The 17,951-nt window shown below is 70.6% G+C and carries 11 protein-coding genes, 1 tRNA gene and 2 pseudogenes; 3 read left to right on the top strand and 11 right to left on the bottom strand.

Features of this window, described 5'->3' with window-relative positions:
- The first annotated feature begins 81 nt into the window (after positions 1-81).
- Positions 82-2,553: a cysteine protease StiP family protein gene (locus tag ACIP60_RS21300; protein WP_400687020.1), complete on the top strand. Its 2,472-nt coding sequence runs from the start codon at positions 82-84 to the stop codon at positions 2,551-2,553.
- Positions 2,554-2,583: 30 nt separating this feature from the next.
- Positions 2,584-3,402, top strand: a complete 819-nt coding sequence (locus ACIP60_RS21305) for an HAD family hydrolase (protein ID WP_400686684.1) — start codon at positions 2,584-2,586, stop codon at positions 3,400-3,402.
- 38 nt (positions 3,403-3,440) lie between these two features.
- Here the strand turns inward: ACIP60_RS21305 and ACIP60_RS21310 are convergent, their stop codons facing one another.
- Both ACIP60_RS21310 and ACIP60_RS21315 read right to left on the bottom strand, forming a co-directional pair.
- On the bottom strand, positions 3,441-3,650 hold the full coding sequence (locus ACIP60_RS21310) for a zinc ribbon domain-containing protein (protein ID WP_400686686.1): 210 nt from the start codon (positions 3,648-3,650) through the stop codon (positions 3,441-3,443).
- 40 nt (positions 3,651-3,690) lie between these two features.
- Positions 3,691-4,944 carry a hypothetical protein gene (locus ACIP60_RS21315; RefSeq protein WP_400687022.1) on the bottom strand — a complete coding sequence of 418 codons (1,254 nt, stop codon included), beginning with the start codon at positions 4,942-4,944 and terminating at the stop codon, positions 3,691-3,693.
- A 183-nt stretch (positions 4,945-5,127) separates the two neighbouring features.
- Here ACIP60_RS21315 and ACIP60_RS21320 point away from each other — a divergent pair.
- A tRNA-Val gene (locus ACIP60_RS21320) sits at positions 5,128-5,199 on the top strand.
- Positions 5,200-5,278: 79 nt separating this feature from the next.
- Here ACIP60_RS21320 and ACIP60_RS21325 read toward each other — a convergent pair.
- From ACIP60_RS21325 to ACIP60_RS21365, 9 genes and pseudogenes are all read right to left on the bottom strand, one after another.
- Complete coding sequence (locus ACIP60_RS21325) at positions 5,279-5,635, bottom strand: tyrosine-type recombinase/integrase (protein WP_400687024.1); 357 nt, start codon at positions 5,633-5,635, stop codon at positions 5,279-5,281.
- A complete protein-coding gene (locus ACIP60_RS21330; RefSeq protein WP_400686688.1) occupies positions 5,628-6,326 on the bottom strand; it encodes an integrase core domain-containing protein in 699 nt (232 codons plus the stop codon). The genes ACIP60_RS21325 and ACIP60_RS21330 overlap by 8 nt, the downstream gene beginning before the upstream one ends.
- 244 nt (positions 6,327-6,570) lie before the next feature.
- Entirely contained in the window at positions 6,571-6,885 is a 315-nt protein-coding gene (locus ACIP60_RS21335; RefSeq protein WP_400686690.1) for a transposase, read from the bottom strand.
- A 331-nt stretch (positions 6,886-7,216) separates the two neighbouring features.
- A complete protein-coding gene (locus ACIP60_RS21340) occupies positions 7,217-7,645 on the bottom strand; it encodes a tyrosine-type recombinase/integrase (RefSeq protein ID WP_400686692.1) in 429 nt (142 codons plus the stop codon).
- Positions 7,642-8,328 (bottom strand): annotated as a pseudogene (locus ACIP60_RS21345) (IS3 family transposase); the annotation flags it as partial. The pseudogene ACIP60_RS21345 and the gene ACIP60_RS21340, both read right to left, overlap by 4 nt.
- A gap of 19 nt (positions 8,329-8,347) precedes the next feature.
- Positions 8,348-8,428 (bottom strand): annotated as a pseudogene (locus tag ACIP60_RS21350) (hypothetical protein); the annotation flags it as partial.
- Positions 8,429-8,777: 349 nt separating this feature from the next.
- Entirely contained in the window at positions 8,778-8,909 is a 132-nt protein-coding gene (locus ACIP60_RS21355; protein ID WP_400686694.1) for a transposase, read from the bottom strand.
- A gap of 318 nt (positions 8,910-9,227) precedes the next feature.
- A complete protein-coding gene (locus ACIP60_RS21360) occupies positions 9,228-9,518 on the bottom strand; it encodes a hypothetical protein (protein ID WP_400686696.1) in 291 nt (96 codons plus the stop codon).
- Positions 9,511-17,610, bottom strand: coding sequence for a polymorphic toxin-type HINT domain-containing protein (locus tag ACIP60_RS21365; RefSeq protein WP_400686698.1), 8,100 nt, complete (start codon positions 17,608-17,610; stop codon positions 9,511-9,513). Before ACIP60_RS21365 ends, ACIP60_RS21360 begins: the two co-directional genes overlap by 8 nt.
- Between the last annotated feature and the right edge of the window lie 341 nt (positions 17,611-17,951).

Here is a 17,951-nt window from a genome sequence, read left to right on the forward strand (position 1 = left end):
CGTACCTGCCTGCCCGTCGAGAGGAGCCCCGATGACCGCCGACACCCACACCACCGCCCCCGGGCCGGTCGGGGCCGACCCCTGGCCCGGCCAGTGGGTCACCGACCGGCTCGGCCTGCGCCTCACCGGCGGGCCCGAGCTGACCGGGCTGATCGGCCTCGCCCTGCGGGTCAACCCCCGGCGGGCCCACCTGCTGGTCTCCCAGGTGCTGGGCAAGCACGTCCCGCAGCGGCCCGCGGCGGTGCACGGCGCCGGGCTCGACCTCGGCCGCCGGGTCGCCGACCTGCTCGGCCCGGCGGACGCCGCGCGCGCCGTCGTGCTCGGCTACGCCGAGACCGCCACCGCCCTCGGCCACAGCGTCGCCGACGGGCTCGACGCCCCCTACCTGCACTCCACCCGGCGGCCCGTCCCCGGCGTCGCCCCGCTCGGCGGCTTCGAGGAGGAGCACTCGCACGCCACCAGCCACCTGCTGCTCCCCGAGGACCCGGGGCTGCTGGCCGGCGACGGCCCGCTGGTGCTGGTCGACGACGAGTTCTCCACCGGCACCACCGTCATCAACACCATCCGCGCCCTGCACGCCGCCCACCCGCGCGAGCGGTACGTCGCCGTCGCCCTGGTCGACCTGCGCACCCCCGCCGACCGGGCCCGGCTGCACGCCGCCGCGGCCGAGCTCGGCGCCCGCCTCGACCTGGTCGCCACCGCCGCCGGCGGCGTCGACCTGCCCGCGGACGTGCTGGACCGGGCCCGCGAGCTGATCGCCGCCGCCCCCGCGCCCCCGCCGCCCACCGGCCCGCTCGGCGAGCTGACCAGGGCCGACCTGCCCTGGCCCGCCGACCTGCCCGACGGCGGCCGGCACGGCTTCACCCCCGCCCACCGCCGCCGCCTCGACGCCGCCCTGCCCGCCCTCGGCACCGCCCTCGCCGAGGCCGTCGGCCCCCGCCCCGGCCGGGTCCTGGTGCTCGGCTGCGAGGAGCTGATGTACGCCCCGCTGCGGCTCGCCGGGGCCCTCCAGCAGGCCCGGCCCGACGCCGAGGTGCGGTTCTCCACCACCACCCGCTCCCCGGTGTTCGCCCTCGACGACCCCGGCTACGCCATCCGCACCCGCCTCGCCTTCGCCGCGCACGACGACCCGGCCGACCGCTCCACCGAGCGCTACGCCTACAACGTCGCCCCCGGCGCCGACCCCGCCCGCCGCTTCGACACCGTCGTCCTGGTCGTCGACGACCCCGCCGACACCCCCGCCCTGCACCACGGCCCGGCCGCCCTGCTGCCCGCCCTGCGCACCGCCACCGACCGGGTGGTGCTCGCCGTTCTCCCGTCGTACCGCCCCGCGACACCCGCCTGACGTCCCGCTGCCCGAGCATGTCCCTTACTCGTCGAAGGCACAGCATGACCGCACACACCGTCCCGTCCCCGCCCACCGCCCGCCCGCTGCACGGCCCGGACTTCTCCAGCTACCCGGCCGCCGACGTCACCTGGCTGCTCAAGGACCTCTCCGACGTCCACCTCGAAGCGCCCACCGAGGAGCGCGAGGAGGCCGTGCAGTCCGGCGGTGCCCACTACGCCGAGTCGCTGCCCGTCGAGTACCAGCCCAGCCCCGAGTACCAGCAGCTCTTCCACACCGCGCTGGCCGCCTCCACCACCCGGCTGGCCACCGCCGTCGGCGCCGTCGCCGAGACGCTGCTGCGCGAGCGCGGCCCGCACCTGGTGCTCGCCTCGCTCGCCCGGGCCGGCACCCCCGTCGGCGTCCTGATCCGCCGCTGGCTGGCCCACGCGCACGGCCTCGACGTGCCGCACTACACCGTCTCCATCGTCCGCGGCCGCGGCATCGACCAGGTCGCCCTGCGCCACCTCGCCGCCCACCACCGCCCCGCCGACGTGGTCTTCGTCGACGGCTGGACGGGCAAGGGCGCCATCACCCGCGAGCTCGAAGAGGCCCTGGCCGGCACCGGCTTCGACCCCGAGCTCGCCGTCCTCGCCGACCCCGGCGGCTGCGTGCGCACCTACGGCACCCGGGACGACTTCCTGATCCCCTCCGCCTGCCTCAACTCCACCGTCTCCGGCCTGGTCTCCCGCACCGTGCTGCGCGCCGACCTGATCGGGCCGGACGAGTTCCACGGCGCCAAGTTCTACCGCGAGCTGGCCGGGGGCGACGTCTCCCGCCAGTTCGTCGACACCGTCGCCGCCGCCTTCCCGGCCGTCGCCGACGCCGTCGCCGCCGAGGCCGCCCGGCTCGCCGCCGCCGACCGCACCCCCACCTGGGAGGGCTGGGCCGCCGTCGAGCGGATCAGCGCCGAGTACGGCATCGACAGCGTCAACCTGGTCAAGCCGGGCGTCGGCGAGACCACCCGGGTACTGCTGCGCCGCGTCCCCTGGCGCATCCTGGCCCGCCGCGGCGCCGGGGCCGACCTCGACCACGTCCGCCTGCTCGCCGCCCAGCGCGGCGTCCCCGTCGAGGAGACCGACGACCTGCCGTACACCTGCGTCGGCCTCATCCACCCGCGCTACACCCGCGGTGCCACCGGCGCGGACGGCACCGCCGTCCAGACCTGACCCCGCCCCCGAACGAAGGAGACCCCGCCCGTGCCGCAGTTCCTGGTCGCCAGCGACCTCGACCGCACCCTCGTCTACTCCAACCGCGCCCTCGCCCTGGACGTGCCCGACCGGCTCGCCCCACGGCTGCTGTCGGTGGAAGTGCACGACGGCAAGGCGCTCTCCTTCATGACCGAACAGGCCGCCGCGCTGCTCGCCGAGATCGCGGTCCTCGCCCCGGTCGTCCCCATCACCACCCGCACCCGCACCCAGTACGAGCGGATCAACCTCCCCGGCCCCACCGCCGACTGGACCCCGCCGTACGCGGTCTGCGCCAACGGCGGCCACCTGCTCGTCGACGGCGTCCCCGACCAGGACTGGCAGCGCGCGATCCGCGCCCGCCTCGACGCCGAGAGCGCGCCGCTGGCCCAGGTCGTCGAACACCTCGCCATCGCCGCCGACCCGGAGTGGACCCACAAGCGGCGGGTCGCCGACGAGCTCTTCGCCTACCTGGTCGTCGAACGGGCCGAGCTCCCGCCCGGCTGGATCGCCGAACTCAGCGCCTGGTGCGCCGAACGCGGCTGGAAGGTCTCCCTCCAGGGCCGCAAGGTCTACGCCGTCCCCGCCCCGCTCTCCAAGAGCGCGGCCCTCGCCGAGGTGCGCCGCCGCACCGGGGCCGAGACCGTCCTGGCGGCCGGCGACTCCCTGCTCGACGCCGAACTCCTGCTCGCCGCGGACCTCGCCTGGCGCCCCGGCCACGGCGAACTCGCCGAGACCGCGTGGACGGCGGAGGGCGTCACCGCCCTCACCGAGATCGGGGTGGGCGCGGGGGAGGAGATCCTCCGGCAGATGCTCAAGCACCTCGGCTGAGGGACCCCGCGCCCCGCGCTGTACGCACCCCGTGCGCGCTACCCGCAGCAGCCCCCGCCACAGCACCCGCCGCCGCCAGCGGGGGCCGGGGCGGAGGCCGCCGCACCGGTCACGGCGACGGTGGAGAGCAGCTTGACGGTGTCGGGGTGGCCCTCCGGGCAGGTGGCCGGGTCGTTCGCCCGGGCCATCGGACGGTTGAGCTCGAAAGTGGCGCCGCAGGAGCGGCAGCGGAAGTCGTAGCGAGGCATACCGAGCAGGGTACCCAGCGGCCGGGAGTCCGACCGGGGTTCAGTGCCCGCGGATCATCGAGACCACCTCGGCCGCGGTCTCCCGGACGGCGGCCAGCTCGGTCAGGAAAAGCCAGTAGTCGGGGTGCCGGCCGGCCTCCTCCAGGGTGGCGACGGCCCGGTCGAGGCGGCCCACCGCGGCGTCCAGCGGGCCCGCGTGGCGCGGGTCCGGGGCCTGGCGGCCGGCCATCGCGAGGCGCTGGGCGTCGCGCAGCGCGAACCGGGCCCGCTCGATCTCGCGGTGCGGGTCGTGCTGGACTTCGTTGAGCTGCTGCAACCGGTCGTTGACCGCGTCGACCGCGCCCCCGGCGGTGTCGAGCAGGGCGCGCACGGTGCCGATCGCGGCCGTCGCGTCCGCCCAGCGCTGCTCGTCACGGGCCCGGCCCGCCTCGGTCAGCCTGGCGCGGGCGGTGCGGACGGCGTCGGCGGTCTGCGCGGGCACCTGCTGGAGGTCCTGCCAGCAGGCCGTCGAGAACCGGCGGCGCAGCTCGCTGAGCGCCGGGTCGACGGTGTGGGCCCGGTTCTCCAGCGCGTCGATCCGGGTCCGCAGCGAGGCCACCCGGCGGTCGATCTCGGCGGCCCGCTCCGGCAGGTGCGCGGTCTCGGTCCGGACGGCCTCGGCCCGCCGGGCCACGTCCTCGGCCCGCTGCAGGGTGGCGGGCACGCCGTGCTGCGAGACGCCCTGGTTGAGCCGGGTCAGCTCGGGCGCCAGCTCGGCCAGCCGGGCCGCCAGGTCGTCCGCGCGCAGGCCCGCGCCGCGGACCTGCTCCAGGGCGGTGGTCGCGGCGAGCAGCGCCTGCTTGGCCCGCTCGACCGCGGGCGTGACCCGGATCAGCTGGGCCTCGGCGTGGTCGAGGACCGGCTGCAGGCGGCTGACGAAAGTGCCCAGCTCGGTCCGCTTGGCGTCCAGCTCGCGCTTGGCCTGCTCCAACTGCTGCTTGGCCCGGGAGGCCGCGCCCGGGTCGGTCTCGGGGGACTCCAGGTCGACCGCGTCCAGCGCGCTCAGGTAGGCGACGGTGACCTGGTCGATCCGGGCGGTCAGGTCGGCGAAGTCCTGCTCCACCCGGCGCGCGGTGGCGGGCTCGCCCGCGGACTTCACGGTCTCCACCGCGAGCAGCGCGTCCCGCTGGGCCGAGTCCAGCTCGTAGAACGACTCCTGGGCGGCCTCCCGCGCCGCCCGGGCGTCCGCACGCACGCCGTCCCGCCGGCCACCGCCCCACCAGCCGCCCCGACCCCCGCCACCGCCGCCGGCCACCCTCACCACGTGCTCCCTGCTCCGTATCCGTCCCGCCGCTTCCCCGCCATTCTTGCCGATCACCCGCCCCGTCCGGCACCCCCCGTCCGTCTCCCCCGCCGGACAGGGGGCGGCGGAGTACCCTCCGGACCGGGTAGTCTGTCCACTCGTCGTGTGACCGGCCGCGCCGGTCCACTTCGGCGAGGGCGCATAGCTCAGCGGTAGAGCGCCGCCCTTACAAGGCGGATGTCGGCGGTTCGAAACCGTCTGCGCCCACCCTGAAGATGCAGGTCAGAGGCCCCTCCACCCCTCCGGTGGAGGGGCCTCCGACGTTGCAGCACGGATTTAGCACGGATCAGGCCGCAGCATGCCCGCCGGCCTCCAGAGCGGCCAGCTGTTCTGCGAGCTCCCGGGCCTTCCGCGCCGCCTTCTCCGCCTTCTCCGCCTTCTTCCTGGCCTTCGCTAGCGCCTTGGTTCGCTGGGCGTCAAGGCGGTCGGAAACCTCGTCCAAGCGGTCAGGCCAGAGGTGACCGTACGTGTCCAAGGTGAGAGTGGCAGTCTTGTGGCCGAGCATGGTCTGAACCAATTTCACGTCTGCGCCACTTGCAATCGCCAACGATGCAGCAGTGTGGCGCAGCTTGTGTGGGGTGACGCCCATCTTGTCGAGCCCGGCTGTGACAAGTGCTGTCTTGAAATGTTCCGCGTCAAGCAGTTGGCAGGTTTTCGGGTTCGGGAAAGTTGGGGATGAGCGGGTCGGCGGCTCCGGTGTGGACGTCGTGGGGCCGGTTCCAGGCCAAGGCCTCGTGCGGTCGGACGGTGTTGTAGTCGCGCCGGTACTCCTCGGCGTGCCGGACGAGGTCGAGGGCGTCGGGTATCTCCTCGAAAAACAGCTTCTCGTACTTGAGCGAGCCGAAGCCGCGCTCGCGTGAGCCGTTCTGGCCCGGAGTGCGGACTCGGGTGCGAACGTGCCGCAGTTCCGGTCGGGTGGCGATGAACGCCTCGAACCGGAACGAACGGAACGGTCCGCCGTTGTCCGTCACGATCGTGACCAGCGGCTTGACCGCACCGTCGGGGTCGCGCGGGGCCGGATCGACCAGCCGGGAGCCGGCGAGGCGCTCGGCCTCCGCGAGCGCGAGCTCGATCGCGGCGATCGCGTCGTGCTGGTTGGCGGTCGGTGCGACGTGCCAGCCCAGCTCGTACTTCGACCAGTAGCCCCGGCAGCCGGCCAGCCGCCAGGTCCCGCCGCTGGTCGTCTCGAACTCGGAGAAGCCCAGCTGCCAGACCTGGTTCGGGCCGATCGGTTCGCTGGCGAACGCCACCTTGCGCCGCGCGGCGAGCTGCCGGCGTTCACGCTGGTAGTTCGCCTCAAGCAGCAGACCCTCGTCCCGCAGCAGCCGCAGCACGGTCGTCTGCGAGATCCGGTGGCCGCCGTGCCGGCACAGCACCCAGACCTTCCGGTGGCCCCAGGCGGGATGAGCGAGCGCGTGGCGACGGGCCGCATCGTGAACGAGCTCACGGGCCGGCCGCGGCCACGGCCCCGGGCCTGCGTGCCTTGGCGTGCGCGGGCCTGGTGGCGGCGCCAGGTCGGCTCGGGCGCGCCGATGAGCCGACAGAACCTCGCGGTGGGCATGCCCGCCTCGACGCGGATCACCTCGAGGTCCTCGAAGGGCCCAGCCGACCCTCCGCGGACTTCTTCCACACCCGCAGCTCGACCGCGGCCTCACCCAGTGCCTGGGTCAAGTCGGCGACCTGGCCTTCGAGTTGCTGCTCCCGGGTGCTGGGGCCGGACTTGCCAGCGAGGCCGGCCCGGCCGGACTCCAGGAACTGCCGCTTCCAGGTCCCGATCGACTGCTCGGACACCTTCGCCCGGCGGGCGGCCTCGGCAACGGTCATCTCACCGGCCAGGATCGACAGCACGATCCGGACCTTCTCCTCCGGCGGCAGTGCCGACGGTCTCACCATGATCGATCAGACTCCTTCAAGCAGCAGGACCCGCAAGAAACGCGCCCTGCCACAAAGTCTGACGCGCGACAGCTCGATCCCTGGAACGCCTCCGTGAGCAGCCACTCGGCCCGCGACACCCAGTTGCCCCGTCCAGGTCCCATGATGCGGCCGGCCTCGGCAACGAACAGATCGGCAGGCCATACCAATTCGTAACTGCTGAGATCTATCACGAGGACCCCTCCGTACCCGATGCTGCGGGGCGGCGTTCCACGTGCTGACCCGCACCGGGAGGATACCGGCGGTCCCGTACGACACCGCAGGGATTTCCCGCACTTCCGGCAGCGCGGGGTCAGGCAGCCAGGGCGGTGACCTGTCCCGTATCGGTGGCGCCTTCGCAGCGCTTGTCCGCTTGGTCGAGTGCGCTGCTGAGTGCGGCAACGGCTTGGTCGGCGGAGTCCTTGAGGAGGTGGCCGTAGAGGTTGATGGTGATGGCGAGGGTGGTGTGGTGCAGCGTCTTGGAGATGACGGCGAGGGGGACGTTCTCGGCGATCATGATGCTGGCGGCGGTGTGGCGCAGGTTGTGCAGGCCGATGGTGGGTAGGCCGAGTTCGGCGGTGCGTTTGCGGAGCTGGTTCAACAGCCATTGCGGGCGCAGGGGCTGGCCGTCGGGGCGGGGGAAGACGATTCCTTCGAGCCGGCCTTGTGAATGGGCGTTCATCTGGATCGCGGCTTGGCGGTGAAGGGCCGCCATGGCCCTGGGGGAGAGGCTGATTGTCAATCCCCTGTAATCGTGCAGTCCTTGACTATGCGGCCGGGGCCTTCTGATGGGCCTCGGTCGTGCCTTGCTGATGATCCGTTCGAACTCGACGGGTGGCAGGCCGCCGGCCGCGCTGTGCCTGCGCCGGGTGTTGTAGAGTCCGTGATCCAGGCTGCGATCTTCAACCGGGCCTCGGCCCGGGTCGCGAAGCGGTGCCGGTGGATGTACTCGACCTTGATCGTCGAGTGGAAGCTCTCGGCCGCGGCGTTGTCCAGCGCCGATCCGACGCGCCCCATGGACTGGACGACTCCGAGACGGTCGCACAGCTCGTTGTAGGCCCGGCTGCTGTATTCGCTGCCCATATCGCTGTGGAAGATCACGCCGTCCACCTGGCCGCCCCTGGTGGCCGCGGCCATCCTGAGCGAGGCGCTGACCAGCGCGGCGTCATGGTGGGCGCCCATCGCGTAGCCGAGCAGACGGCGCGAGAACAGGTCGATCACGGTGGCCAGGTAGAGCTTGCCCTCACCGGTGTCGATCTCGGCCATGTCGCCGACCCACAGCACGTTCGGCGCTACGGCATCGAAGTGGCGATGCACCAGGTCACGGGTTACCCTCCGCTTGCCCTGGCGGGTCAGCGACCGGCGCCGGCGCGGCGGCTTGCGGCCCTGCAGGCTCAGCTCGGCCATGATCTTGGCGACGGTGTTCTCGGAAAACCTGCCAGCCCTCGGCCCACAGGTCCAGGGTGATCCTGGGCGAGCCGTACGTGTCGCCGGAAGCGGCGAAGAAGTGCCTTATCCGCTCGGCGAGTTCAGCCCTCCGCGCCTCGCGGACGGTCGGCTGGGCCGGCCGGCGGCGCTATTTGTAGAACCAGGACCCGGACACACCCAGGGTCCGGCAGGCGATCGTGTGCGGGACGCCGTGCTCGGTCCTCTGTGCGGCGATGAAGCCCGCAACCGTCACTTCGTCGCCTCCTTCACCCACAGGACCACCGATCGCTTGAGGACATCGCGCTCCATCCCGAGCTCGGGGATCTCCTTGCGCTGCCGTTGCGCTGCCGGGCGTTCTCCTCACACAGCCGGCGCAGCTCGTCACGTTCGGACTCGCCCAGACCTCCCGCCGCGTTCGCGTCCGCCTGGGCCTGCGCGCGGTGGAACTAGTTCTGCAGCGTGCTCGGCTGCACACCAAGGTCCCGCGCGACCTCCGCGGCTGACTTCCCGGTCTCCGTCACGATCCGCACCGCCCCCGCGCGGAACTCTGCATCGTACGAGCGTCTCTTCCCCGCCATGATCCTCAACTTCCCCTCTGGTCACGACTCCACGCTATGAGGGGAATGTCACACGTCCGCCTCTGCCTCCAGCGCGACGCCATCGACCTCCTCGGCCGTGCCATCGGCGAGCGCTCGGAGTCCTCCAACCAGCCCGACGACGGCACCGCCCCGCTTTGTTCAGCACCCGTCCATTGACATTGCCGTCAATTACTGCCGTCAGAGACGTCGAGCGGCCCCATCGGAAGCTGTTCCCGGTGGGGCCGCCGTGCTATGTCGCGACAGTCAATAAGGCTTGTTGCCTAACCAGTCCTACTAGAACTGTAGACAACTCAGATCCTAGAGGTCGCCATCCGCGATCTGCGAACAGCCACCGAGGCCCCCGGCCGAGGCGCCAAGGAATCGGACCTTCGCCCCATGCGGAGCGTCGACAAATTCGACGGGCTGCCCATATCGCCAGATCGACTCGACAGTCAGCTCAAAGCTCACGGCTTCGTCGGAATCGCGCCTCTTTCCTGCATGAAAAATATCCCCCACTGACACAGTTCCCTGCAGGCAGCGAACAATGCATACTGCTCCGGCGTCTGACGCCACTTCTACTCGTTCGAGTCCGAGGATCTTGTCAGCCACCGTATGCCCTTGCCTCTCCGATGAACTGTGAGACTTGCTCTGAGGTCAGCTTTGGAGTATTCGCCAGAAGAGGTGAAAGATCCTCAACTCCAATTCTTGATGGCACCGATATTCCCATTCGTCCTAGAATTCCTCGTGCGACTGATGCTGGTATCTCAATGCTGGCGCGCCGAGCAAAGTCGCCAGGAGATAGCTCAACGCCCACCTCGGCCTCCGATGCAATGTAACCCTCATAGGTCGCAACCCCGGATAGGTCGCTAGGAGTGGCAATCTGAACAACCGAATCGCCGAATTGTTCCGAGTGTGTCGCGAAGATAGTTGCCACACCCGGATCGGAAGAAGTCGGTGTAATTCCGACCCTTTGCGTACCAGGACTGCCGCTAAACCCCGTGGTGGTTCCACGAAATACCGGCTGGCCGCAATCGTTGTGCACGAGTACTGGAGTGGCTCCCGCCAGTACATAGTACGTGTGAAGGTCCGCGACAGTAAGGTTGAACATGTCTGCGGCGCTATGAACGACTGCAATGCTCCGAACGTACACATGGACATTCGCCGATGTCTCCAGTGCATCGCCGTCCGCCAAATTTCCCGCCGGGACCCACTTCTTCTGCGTGTCGTCCCAGAACGGGTGCCGTGCGGTCGTGTGGACGACTGCGGACCCACCATCGGGGGTACTGATGGTGAGGTCGATCAGGTCGTCATCGTGATTGACATGAAGCGCTGTGACCTCCCGGCTGCCGACGTGTTCGCCGGTTGTGGGATCTCCCGCCTCGACGTGATCGCCCAAGGCGATGTTGCCAATGGGTTTCGCCTCGCCATTGTCAAGCAGTACGGGAGTGTCGGGAGAGAAGCTGCAACCGCTGGTTTTGACCCCGACCCCGCCCAGCTTCACTGCGGCGTAGGAGGTGGCGGCACCCGCCACTGTGCTTAGCACCAATGCTTCCTTGTCGGAGCAGTTGGTTGCGCATTGCGAGGCGAATCCGGCCATTGCGCCGACCGCCAGGGCGCACCCGGTTCCTCCCGATTCCGGACAGAGCGCTACCCCGACCAGACTGACGACCAGCCCGGCAGCGATTCCCTTAGCTCCGTCCCAAAGATCCTTCAAAGTCAGTGAGCCATATAGGGCATTCTCGGCATATTTCTGCAACGCGGCGTAAGCCAAAGTTCCTGGCACATTCCAGTCCTTGGGCGATAGCCTCCTGATCAAATCGAGATGGTCGCGGAACTGGTTCAGGCGGTCCTGCGGGATTTGGTCCAGAATTGCTGTAGTGATCTTGGTGCCCTCATCGACCTCTTTCTGCCATTGCTTACAGGCCTCGCTTTGGTCGCAGGGGACTTCTCCAGTAGTGCCCGGAGCCAGAGTCCCGTCGCCGCCACCGTCCTGGCCTTCCACTCGATACAGGCCGGTCGGGTCGCTGCTGCTGACGGGGTTGTTGTTGCTGTAGGCGTAGCCGTTCCACTGCTGGGGATCGGCGGGGCCGAGGATCGGGTCGGGGTTGAGGAACCTCCCGAGGAGTGGTTGGTATTGGCGGGCGCCGAGGTTGGTGAGTCCGGTGGTGTCGTCCTTGGTGCCGCCGACGAAGCCGTGGTCGCCGGCCCAGGTGGTGGGCTGGGTGCCGCGGGGGTTGCCGAACGGGTCGCTGGGTCGGCGTGCCACCTGGAGGGTGGCGGAGTCGATGGCGAGCGTTCCGGTGCCGTGGTGGTCGGAGATCTGGAAGCTGAGGGCGGGGGCGGATCCGGTGCGGACGGCGGTGATGCCGTTGGGCATCGGGTAGTAGCGGGTGCCGGAGAGCGTCTTGGTGGTGAGGTCGTAGGTGGCCTCGTCGGCGCCGAGGCTGATGGTGGTCTTGCCGCCGGGGTTGCGGCGGATGAGCTGGTTGCCGTCGGCGTCGTAGAGGTAGGTGGTGTCGCCGGCCGCCTGGGAGGTCTTGGCGAGTCTGCCTTCGGCGTTCCAGGTGTAGGTGGTCTTGCCGGAGGTGTCGGCGATCTCGGTGGTGTTGCCGGCGGCGTCGTACTTCAGGTTCGCGGAGCTGACGCCGCTGGGGCCGGTGGAGGAGGCGCCGAGCAGGGCGTGCGCGCCGCCGGTGCCGGCGCCGCCGCCGGTGGGGGTGTTGGCCGTTCCGGCGGCCGGGTAGGTGGACGTGGTGGTGGTGTTGGGGGTCGCGGTCTGGATCAGCTGCGTCCAGGGGGACCAGGTGGAGGAGCTGTCGTTGCGCTTGCTGTAGTCGATCTTTCCGGAGCCCGCGCCCAGGAGCTTGAGGTCGGTGCCGTAGCCGACCGCTCCGATGGTGGTGAGGGCGGGGACGGCTCCGGCGGTGGAGGTGACGTCGGCCCAGGTGGTCCACTGGCCGGCGGAGTTGCGGATCACGTGCCAGGGCTTGCCGGAGGCCAGGTTGACGACCTGGAGGCCGGCGGTGGTGTTGGCCAGCGCGAGCTGTCCGGCGCCGGTCTGGGCCCCGGTCAGGGCGCCGGTGACGCTGTAGACGTCGCCCCAGCCCTGGGCTTGCCAGGTGCCGCTGGACGCGCGGACGGTGTGCCAGAGTTTGCCGCCCGCCGAGATGCCGATCTCCAGGCCCGAGCCGGTGGCCGCGGCGGCCATCTGGGTCGGGTTGGAGAGGGTGCCGACGACGCTGAACACGTCGCCCCAGCCCTGCGTCTGCCAGGTGCCGTCGGCCTTGCGCAGGGTGTGCCAGAGCTTGCCGCCGGAGAAGGTGAGCACCTCCAGGCCGGAGGAGGTCGCGGTCAGGGCGAGCTGGCTCGGCGAGGCCAGCGCGCCGACGACGCTGGACACGTCGCCCCACGCCTGCCAGGTGCCGTCCGCCTTGCGCAGGGTGTGCCAGATCTTGCCGCCGGCGACCGCCATGACCTGCAGTTGGCCGTTGCTGACGGCGGCCGAGACGGAGGTGACGGAGCTGAGCGGGCCGGCCTGGGCCATCAGGTCGGTGTACAGGCCCCAGGTGCCGTCCGCGTTCTGACGGGAGGTCCAGACCTTGCCGTCGGCCAGGGCGACGCCCCAGCTCTGGCCGGCGTCGCCGGCCGCGGCGGTCTGGGTGATCTGCGACGGGTTCAGCACCACGGGCGCCGAGCTGCCGACCGCGTGGTCGGTCCGGCTGGTCCGGTTGCCGGTGACGTCGTAGGTGTAGTCCTGCCAGTACGGGTTGCCGCCGCCGACGGTGTTGGTCGCCGGGGCGACCGCGCCGCTGGTGGGGGTGGTGTTGGTGCAGGCGCCCTGCGAGAGCGCCTTGTGCTCGCCGGCCGCCGGGGTGGTGATGCCGCCCTTGTCGGTCCAGGCGGTGGTCAGGCGGCCGAGCGCGTCGTAGCTGAAGCACTGGCGGTCCGCCAGCGCCGGCGCGTTGTCGGGGGTGTCGGTGATCGAGGTGACCCGGCCGGCCGGGTTGTAGGTGTACGCGGTGAGCTGGGTCGGGGCGGCCGTCTGGGTCTGCCGGTCGACGCTCTGGCTGAGGGTCTGCCCGGTCGCCTGGTCGTAGACGGTCCGGGCGACGACCTGCGTGCCGTAGGGGTTGACGACCGTGCTGGTCGGGCGCCCGAAGGCGTCGACCTGGCTCTGCCGGTCGTAGACCACGCTGGTGTTGGTCTGGCCGGGGTACCAGACCAGGCCGCTGTAGCTCTGGAGGATCCCGTCGATGCCGTAGGAGTAGCCGAGCTCCTCCCTGGGCAGGTCGCCGACGGCCGGCAGCTTGGTGTTCTGGACGTTGCCCGTGACCTGGTCGTAGGTGCTGGAGGTGGTGTAGGTGAACGTCGTTCCGGCGGCCTGACCGACCTCGGTGCCGGGGATGGTGACCGTGGTCCCGGTGGGGCGGTAGCCGTTGTCGTATCCGGTGACGGCCGTGGTGTACGTCGGGCCGTTAGCGCCGCTGGTGTAGCGGGTCGAGGAGGCGGGCTTGCCCTTGGCGAGGGTGTCGAAGGTCCAGGCGGCTAGTTGGTTGGCGGCGCCGGTGCCGTCCTGGAAGGTCCCGGTCTTCCGGCCAATCAGGTCGTACGTGTAGGACAGGGTCGTGTTGCGAGCGTCGGTGGTCGAGGTGAGGTGCCCGGCGTCGTCCCAGGTCTGGAGGGAGACTCCGGTGTCCGGGTCGGTCGCCTTGGTCTGGCGGCCACGCTGGTCGTACTCGTAGGACCAGGTGTTGCCCGCCGCGTCCTTGCGGGTCAGCGGCTTGCCGTCGACGGTGTAGGTGTAGCGGGTGATGGTGGCGTCGGCGGCCTGTCCGGTCGGGGTGGCCGTGCCGTACTGCCACAGTTCGCCGGTCCGGCCCCGGGCGTCCGTGATGGTGGTGGTCGGTGCGGAGCCCTTGGGCGGGGTGGTGTCGACGCGGTCCGCGCCCGGGTAGGCGGTGGTGGTCGACCACTGGTCGGCGCCCATCGACCGGAAGGTCGAGGCGACCGTCCGTCCCCGGCCGTCGAAGGCCAGCACGGTCTGCGACGGGATGACGTCGTCCGCGGATTGGCCGGGAGCCGTGTCCGGGACGACCAGGGCGCCGGACGGCCCGGATGAGTTGAACCAGGGCGCGTTGGTCTTGTAGGCGCGCCCGTGCGAGTCGTAGAGGGTGTCGGAGATCAGTCGACCGGTGTAGGTGCCCGTGCCGACCGCGTTCCCCTGGGTCTGGCGAACGCGGCCGAGCCCGTCCATGATCGCGATGGAGCGGTGGTAGGTCGGCGGGGTGGTGTCACTGGTCAGACTGCTGCTGGTGACGTAGGTGGGGACCTTGCGGTCGGGGTCGAGCGCGTACGCGTAGGTGAGGTTGGCCGAGGCGCTCGTCGCACGTCCGGGCAGCCAGACCTCGGTCAGTCGGCCGAGCGCGTCGTACGCCTCGTTGACGGTTTTGCCATTGGCGTCGGTGACGGCCGTTGGCAGGTTGCGGCGCGGGTCCAGCGTGGTGACGGCGCTCCAGGTGCCGGTGCTGCCCGGTGCCGGGCTGGTGGAGGTCACGCTGGTGGGGAGCTCGCCCGCCGCGGCCACCGTGTAGGCGGTCGTCGTGGTGGCGGTGCCCTTGGGGTGCTGCGCGTCGGTGCTGAGGAGGTCGGTGGCGTTGGCGACGCGGCCGTAGGTGTCGTACGTGGTGGTGCTGGTCGCGACGTAGCAGGCGGTGCCCGTCCCGTCGAAGGACCCGAGGACCTGGCTGCTCGTCGGGTCCGCGGTGGCGCCCGCCTGCTGGTAGGGCTTGCCGTCGTAGAACGCGCGGGCCCCGGAGAGCGTGTTGCCGGCGGCCGGTTTGGCGGTGCAGGCGCCCGTGCCGCTGACCATCAGCGTCTCGGCCACCAGGTCGGTGCGCTGCGGGTCGGGCCCGGTGGCGTACGTAGTGCGCACGCAGGTGTCGGGCAGAGCGGTGGCCTTGGTCAGCACGGAAGTGACGCGGTTGTTGGCGGCCGGGTCCTTGGTGGTCATGGTGCTGGTGACCTGGTCCGAGCCGTCGGTCTTCTTCGTCTTGGTGGTGCTGGTGCTGACGGTGTCGGCGTAGCGTGCGATCAGCGGCGTGTCGAGTGTGGTGCTTCCGGTCTTCGTGTGGGTTGCTGTGCTCTGCGGGGCGGTGAGCCGGTTGACGGTGACGGCCGAGGCGGCGGTGTCGGCGGCGTTGTCGAAGGTTTCACTCTGGAGGACCTGGCCGGACAGCCAGTCGTCGTCGGTGACGGACTCGCCGAGTACGTCCGCCACGGTGACGGAACGGGTTCCGGTGCGAGTCCTGTCGCCATTCATGCCCTGCAGATAGGTGGTGCGGGTCTTGGTCTGAGGGCTGTCGTTCGAGCCCACGGAAGCGGTGACGGTGGCGAAGCCGCGGAAGTCGTTCCAGGTGCGGGACTTGGGGTCGGTGTATTCGCTGTCGTCGCGGTGCCAGGCCGCCTTGCCGTACGTGTAGGCGGTGACCGTGTCCTTGTTGGCGGTCCCGGTCAAGTCCTCGGTGTAGATGGCCTTGACCCGGTAGTGGTTGAACCAGTCGAGGATCGGGTCGGATCCGGCGAGCGAGCCCGGCGGGGTCCACCTCACCGGGAAGCACGCCATGTCGTTGTCGTCCTCGGCGCGCGGCATGACGTTCTGGAGCCGGGAGCAGCCGGGCAGTTCGTAGTCGACGTGGAGGGTGCCGCCGGTCTCGGTCTGGATCATGTCGATGCGGGGGCGGTGGTTGTCGAGGAAGGTCGCTCCGTTGGCGGAGGAGGCGACGCCGTCGACGCGGTTGGGCAGCATCTGGTAGCCGAAGGAGACCGGCGGCAGCGGGACGGACGGCGAGTCCGCGGTGGACGCCTTGCCGGTGCGCTGGATCCGGTCGAGCCAGAGCGGGACTTCGCCGCCGGCGTCGCCCGTCGGCGGGAAGCTCTGGGTCAGGACGTAGGAGTCGACGTCCTTCCAGGTGTTGTTGCTGCGGACGGCGGTGTCGATCCCGACCAGGCGGCGGGTGGTGAAGAAGGTGGGGCCGACGTTGGTGCAGGCCCCGTCCGCCTTGCACTCCTGGTCGACCGGGACGTCGGGCCACTTCAGCTTGTTGGCGACGGTCCGCTTGGCCGGGTCGCAGTCGAAGGACTCGTCCGCCAGGCAGCGCTCCGCGGTCTTGAAGTCGATCCGCGCGGCGGGCTCCAGCGTGCCGCCGGCCGCGAGCTGCTCACCGAGGAGCTGCCCGTAGGCGATCCGGGCGGGCAGGTTGGCGCGCACGTAGGCGGTGCGGGTGCCGGTGCCCTTGTTCTGGCCGCCGCCGCGGGAGTAGGAGTTGGTCTCGGGGGACCAGGTGACGGTGACCAGGTTGCCGTGGGCGTCGACGATGTAGTCCAGGCCCCAGCGCTGGGCCATCTGGCACCAGGTCTTGGCGTTGCACGGGTCGCCGGCGGCGGGCGAGTAGACGGGCACGGTGGAGACCGAGTTGGTCGCCGGGCCGGTGCCGGTCACGCCGCTGCCGTCCGCGGCGGGCAGGTGGTTGGCGCCGAAGTAGTAGGCGTTGCCGGAGGTGTCGGTGACCTTGACGTACTCGCCGTTCTCCGCGCCGTTGGACGCTCCGGTGCGGAACTCGATCTTCGTTCCGTCGTCGTCCTTCAGCCGCCACACGCCGCTGTTGTCGTCGCGGACCAGCTGACCGGAGTGCCCGCCGAGCGACATGGTCGCGTTCTGGCCCGCCCAGCACAGGTCGCCCGAGTCGGTGATCCCGGCCTTGTCGCACGGTTTGTAGGTGCGCTCGATGAAGCCCGGGGTGTAGTCCCAGCCGTCGCCGATCCAGGACGCCTGCGAGTTGGTCGCCGACGTCTTGCCGTCCACGGAGGAGGAGTTGTAGCCGAGGCTGACCGTCGGGATCTGGCCGCCGAGCGTGGGTGGGCTCTGCACGGCGTACGAGTACGTCATTCCACCGCTGGAACTGCCCGCGCTCCATCCGGCGGACGGGTTCAGGTCGGACGCCTTGTAGTCGCCGCCGCCGCCGGAGGCGGTCGTGTCCTGCGCCAGCAGCACCGGGCCCGCGCCCGGCTGCGCGCCGGTCGCCGCGAAGGCCGACTGCGGCGAGGGGGCCGCCTGGGCGGACAGGTCGACGTCGACCAGGACCTGTTTGCGGTCGGCGTCCATGTGCGCGGCCACCGGGGTCTTGGTGCGGCACGCCTGGACGTTCGGGGTGGTCAGCGCGCAGGAGGGGAGGAGGACGAGCCGGCCGCGCTGGGAGAACGCCCCGGCGCTCGCGGCGTCGAGCGCCGAGACGTCCAGGGCCACCTGGACCTTGTCGGCACCCTTGACGTTCTTGGGCTCCAGCTTCACCAGTAGGCCGTCGACGCCGGCCGCGCCAGCGGCTTTGGAGGACAGTTGCGTGACGTCGACCGACCCCGAAGCCGCTTCGACGCGCGGCGCCATCGGATCGGCCGGTGCCAGCCACACCGGGAGGCCGGTCGCCTGCACCCGGGCGGCAGAGCGAGCCTTCGCCAGATCAATGGTCGCAGAGGTCTCCTTGACCTCCTTGCGCTCCACCGCCTTCGCGGCGACCTGCCGCTGCTTGCCGTCGTCAGCGGCATGAACACCCGCGTCCCTGACGGGGATCGACGGGGTCAGGGTGATCGGTGAGTCCGGCGGCTCCCAGATCTTGTTCGAGTCGTCGGCCGCAGCCGCGAGGCTCACGGGGCCCAGCAGCGAGGCGATGACCGCCAACGTGCTGACAGCGATGACCGGCAGCCGTGAGCCGTCCCGTCGTCGCGTTCCTCTTCGGGCCGAAACCCTTCGGTTCGCTTGTTGCGACACCGTTCTGTCCCCTCCTGCAGGCCCGTTGGCCGGTGTGTCGGTGCGTCAGAGTCGTGCGCCCTCGATGGGCGGGAGGACTTTACGGCGTCGGTGAAATCCGCAGGGGAGATATTGGACAGATCGTGTACGTGATTCATCTCACGTCTCGCGCCAATCGCCCACACCTTCACAAAGGGGCCATAGCCGACCGGTAATCGTTTGGTCCGGTCAGAGGCATGACC

Origin of the sequence: Kitasatospora sp. NPDC088783 (genome assembly GCF_044750705.1) — a bacterium.
Classification (GTDB): domain Bacteria; phylum Actinomycetota; class Actinomycetes; order Streptomycetales; family Streptomycetaceae; genus Kitasatospora; species Kitasatospora fiedleri.